Origin of the sequence: Kitasatospora sp. NPDC007106 (assembly GCF_040634455.1) — a bacterium.
Lineage (GTDB): Bacteria > Actinomycetota > Actinomycetes > Streptomycetales > Streptomycetaceae > Kitasatospora > Kitasatospora arboriphila.
The window spans coordinates 1-4862 of the sequence record NZ_JBEYFP010000449.1 but is presented as its reverse complement, the minus strand read 5'-3'; the positions used below and the strand labels follow the sequence as shown (position 1 = coordinate 4862).

The window sequence follows — 4862 nt, the reverse complement described above, 5'->3', positions numbered from 1 at the left end:
CCGCCCAGCAGCACAACGACGAACTGGTCGGCCTCTGGACGAAGGTCTTCAAGAAGCGTCCCGACGTGCTCGTCGACGCCCGGCTGTGCCGCGGCCGCCGCCTGCGCGGCCGCCCTCGCCGCCGGCGGCCTGACCGTCCTCGCCTCCGGCGCCGACGCGGCCGCCGCCAACCTGCTCGCCAACCCCGGCCTGGAGAGCGGTTCGGCGAGCCCCTGGACCTGCTCCGCCGGTACCGGCTCGGTGGTCAACACCGGTGCGCACAGCGGCACCTACGCGCTGCGCGGGGCGGCCTCCAACAGCGACACCGCCCAGTGCACCCAGACGGTCTCCGTGCAGCCGAACACCACCTACAGCCTCTCCGCCTGGGTGCAGGGCCAGTACGTCTACCTCGGCGCCACCGGCAACGGCGTCACCGACCCGGCCACCTGGACGCCCGGCGGCAGCAACTGGCAGCAGCTGAGCACCTCGTTCACCACCGGCGCCGCCACCACCAGCGTCACGGTCTACCTGCACGGCTGGTACGGCCAGGGCGCCTACCTCGCCGACGACGTCGTCCTCTCCGGCCCCGGCGGCACCCCGACGCCGACGCCGACCGGCACCACCACGCCGACGCCCACCGCCACGCCCACCCCGACGCCCACCCCGACGCCGACGTCCACCCCGACCTCGACGCCGACCGGCCCCGCGGTGGCCGTCCCGGTCGCCCCGTACGTCGACATGGGCGCCTGGCCGACCCCGTCGCTGACCGCGATGGCGAGCGCCGGCAACCTGAAGTCCTTCACCCTGGCCTTCGTGACCTCGGTCGGCTGCAAGGCCAGCTGGTTCAACGCCTACGACCCGCGCACCGGCTGGGGCAAGGACCAGATCGACGCGATCCGCGCGGCCGGCGGCGACGTCAAGGTCTCCTTCGGCGGCGCCTCCGGCACCGAACTCGCCCAGGCCTGCTCGACGGTGGACTCGCTCTTCGCCGAGTACGACGCCGTGGTCAAGGCCTACGGCCTCACCTACGTCGACTTCGACATCGAGGGCGCGGCCGTGCCCGACACCGCCGCCAACGCCCGCCGCGGCGCCGCCCTCGCCAAGCTGCAGCAGGCGCACCCGGGCCTGAAGGTCTCCTTCACCCTGCCGGTGCTGCCCGAGGGCCTCACCGCCGAGGGCGTCTCCGTGGTCCGCGCGGCCCGCGACGCCGGGGTGGCCGTCGACCTGGTGAACGTCATGGCGATGGACTACAACCGGCCCGCCACCGACTACGGCACCGACGCCGTGCAGGCCGCCCAGTCCACCCGCGACCAGCTCGCCGGCCTGTACCCGGCCAAGACGGACGCCCAGCTGTGGGCGATGACCGGCGTCACCCCGATGCTCGGCGAGAACGACGACCACGGCATCTACAACCAGGACGACGCACGGCAGTTGGTGGCCTTCGCCCAGCAGCACCACCTCGGCATGCTGTCCTTCTGGGAGACGGGCCGGGACGCCAACGCGTGCACCGGCGCGCTCTACAAGTGCACCAACATCAGCCAGAGCCCCTACGAGTTCTCCAAGATCTTCGCGCAGTACCGGGGCTGAGTCCGGCCCTCCCCACTCCCCCTCCCGGGCCCGGCGGCCCCGGCGGAGCCTCCACGGCCCGCCGGGGCCGCCGGCGTTCCACGGCCGTCCGACACCTGACGCCACCTCACATCCCTGGTGCATCATGGGCTGCGCTTTTCGATCACCGGCCGCACCACGACCCAGGGAGACCCTCGCGCATGCCGCTCGACCGCGCCCTTCCGCGCCGTGCCTGGCACCACCTCGAACCGCTGCACGCCGTCCTCTACTACGCCCCCGAGGCGTTCGCCGAGGCCGCGGCGCTCGGGTACGACACCGCCACCCGCTGGCCCAGCTACTTCGCCTGGCGGACGGCCCCGTTCGGCGCCGCCAGTGCCGAACTCGCCACCGCGGTCTGCTACAGCTTCAGCCCCGCCGTGGTGGCCGAGCACGTGCCCGCAGCCTGGTCGGTGGCCACGCCCGAGGAGGTGCTCGCCGCCCGGCTGCGCGGGGTGGACGCCTTCTACCGCGGCCTGCTCCACGGAGCGGGCCTGCCCGACCTCGGCGAGGCCGCCGAACTCGCCCGCGCCGCCGCCGAGTCCGCCGTCACGGCGGGCCGCCCGCTGGCCGCCGCCAACGCCGCGCTCCGCTGGCCCGAGGAGCCGCACCTGGCGATCTGGCACGCCGCCACCGTGCTCCGCGAGCACCGCGGCGACGGCCACCTCACGGCCCTGCAGGCGGCGGGCCTGGACCCGTGCGAGTCCCTGGTCTCGCTCGCCGCCACCGGGGCGGTCGCCGTACCGGACTTCGCCGGCCGCGGCTGGACGGGCGAGGAGTGGGCGGCCGCCGCCGAACGGCTGGCCACCCGCGGCTGGGTGGACGCCGGGGGCCGTGCCACGGAGGCGGGGCTGGCCGGCCGCAACGAGGTGGAACGGCTCACGGACGAACTCGCCGCCGCCCCGTGGGAGGCCCTCGGCGCCGAGCGCACCGAGCGGCTGCTCGGCCTGCTCGGCCCGTTGTTCCTCACCGTCGTCCGGGCCGGGCTCTTCCCGGCCGGCGGCACGCTCGGCATCATGACCGTTCCCGCGCCCACCTGGTGACGGAGCGCGGGGCGCCGGGCCGGGCCGCCCGTGCGCGGGCCTCCGCCGCCGGTTATTCGATTCCGGGCTGACAGAGGTGCTCGCTAGGCTCCGAGCACCGCCGGGGCGGCCGGAGTGCCGGCGGCCCGGGCGGTGTTCCCGCGAGCCCCGCGACCGCCGCCGGGCCGCCGACCTAGCCCGAACGGAGGGGCCGTGCCAACGCTGACCACCGAGCTTTCCGAGGATGATCTCGCGGCCTGGGAACACACCGTGACGCGGCTGCGCCGGCTGCCCGCGGACCACCCCGTCCGGGTCCGGGCCGAGAAGACCGCCAGCGAGATGATCCGCGAGGGCCGCCGCCGGCGCCGCCAGCACGCCCTGGACGCCGCCCGGCTCTCCGACAGCGCGCTGGTCGCCCGCACCGCCACCGGCGCCCCCGACCGCCGCGAGGACGCCCCGCTGGCCCTGCCGGAGCGCACCGGGCCGATCGGCGACCTGGCCCGCTCCCACCACTGCTACGTCTGCAAGTCTTCGTATCGACAAATGGATGCGTTCTACCACCGGCTCTGCCCGGGCTGCGCCGCCGACAACACCGCTCGCCGCGCCCTGAGCACCGACCTGCGCGGGCGCCGCGTCCTGCTCACCGGCGGCCGGGTGAAGATCGGCTTCCAGCTCGCCCTGATGATGCTCCGCGACGGCGCCGACCTCACCGTCACCAGCCGCTTCCCCGGCGACACCCTGCGCCGCTTCCGCGCCGCCGCCGACAGCGCCGACTGGTTCGACCGGCTGCGGGTGGTCGGCATCGACCTGCGCGACCCGCGCCAGGTCCTCGGCCTCTGCGAGCAGCTCCACGCCGAGGGCCGGCCGCTGGACATCCTGGTCAACAACGCCGCGCAGACCATACGGCGGCCCCCGGAGGCGTACGCGCTGCTCACCGCCGGCGAGCAGGCCGCGCTGCCGGAGGGGGCCCGCGTGCTGCACGCCCCGGGCTTCAGCCCGATGCCCGCGCTCGCCCCGGCCTGGCCCACCGCCGAGCTGGAGTCCGCCGGCGGACCCGCCCGCCCGGGCCCGCTCCCGGCGATCCCGGCGCAGCGGGCCGACGAGGCCGGGCTGCTGCCGGACACCTCGGATCACAACTCCTGGTCGGCGAAGCTCGGTTCGCTGGACCCGGCGGAGCTGCTGGAGGTCCAGCTGGTCAACGCGGTCGCCCCGGCGCTGCTCTGCGACCGGCTGCTGCCGCTGCTGCTCGCCTCGCCGCACCGCAACCGTTACATCGTCAACGTCACCGCCGTGGAGGGCCGGTTCGCCGTCCGCAACAAGACGCCCGACCATCCGCACACCAACATGGCCAAGGCCGCGCTCAACATGCTGACCCGCACCAGTGCGGCGGAACTCGCCAAGCAGGGCGTCCACCTGTGCGCCGTCGACACCGGCTGGATCACCGACGAGACGCCCGCGCCGGTCAAGGCCCGCAAGGCGGCCGCGGGCTTCCGCACCCCGCTGGACATCGTCGACGGCGCCGCCCGGATCTACGACCCGATCGTCCGCGGCGAGTCCGGCGCACCGGTGTCGGGCGTGTTCCTCAAGGACTACCGGGAGGCCGCCTGGTGACACGCCCGGGCAGGGGCCGGAACGGGGCGCCGACCGGCGGATGCGGGCGCCGACACCGGGTGCTGTCGGCCTCCGGCCCCGGTCCGTGCCATGATTCCCCCATGGCTTCGAACGTTTTCTTCGACATCACGATCAACGATGAGCCGGCCGGTCGCATCGTCTTCAAGCTGTACGACGATGTCGTCCCCAAGACCGCTCAGAACTTCCGCGAGCTCGCCACCGGCCAGAACGGCTTCGGTTACGAGGGCTCCGGCTTCCACCGCGTCATCCCGAACTTCATGCTGCAGGGTGGTGACTTCACCAACCACAACGGCACCGGTGGCAAGAGCATCTACGGCGCGAAGTTCGAGGACGAGAACTTCAAGCTGAAGCACGACCGCCCGGGCCTGCTCTCGATGGCGAACGCCGGCCGCAACACCAACGGCTCGCAGTTCTTCATCACCACCGTCGTCACCAGCTGGCTGGACGGCAAGCACGTCGTCTTCGGCGAGGTCGTCGAGGGCCTGGACATCGTCAAGCTCATCGAGTCCAAGGGCTCGGACAGCGGCCGCACCTCGGCCAAGATCACCATCGCCAAGTCCGGCATCGTCGAGTAAGGCCCACCGGGCCCCGCTCCGGCCCGCCGTTCGCCCCCGCCGCCTCGGCGCG

4 protein-coding genes are annotated in these 4862 nt (G+C 74.0%); all 4 read left to right on the top strand.

The features are described 5' to 3' along the window. A partial coding sequence (locus tag ABZ641_RS25810) for a carbohydrate binding domain-containing protein (RefSeq protein ID WP_359985339.1) occupies positions 1–1566 on the top strand: 1566 nt, incomplete at its 5' end. Positions 1567–1745: 179 nt separating this feature from the next. Then, the gene (locus ABZ641_RS25805; protein ID WP_359985336.1) at positions 1746–2624 is read left to right on the top strand and encodes a hypothetical protein; all 879 of its coding nucleotides are present in this window, start codon (positions 1746–1748) and stop codon (positions 2622–2624) included. Between the two features lie 201 nt (positions 2625–2825). Further along, positions 2826–4214: an SDR family oxidoreductase gene (locus ABZ641_RS25800; RefSeq protein ID WP_359985342.1), complete on the top strand. Its 1389-nt coding sequence runs from the start codon at positions 2826–2828 to the stop codon at positions 4212–4214. Between the two features lie 101 nt (positions 4215–4315). After that, positions 4316–4810, top strand: a complete 495-nt coding sequence (locus tag ABZ641_RS25795) for a peptidylprolyl isomerase (RefSeq protein WP_344626057.1) — start codon at positions 4316–4318, stop codon at positions 4808–4810. The last annotated feature ends 52 nt before the right edge of the window (positions 4811–4862 follow it).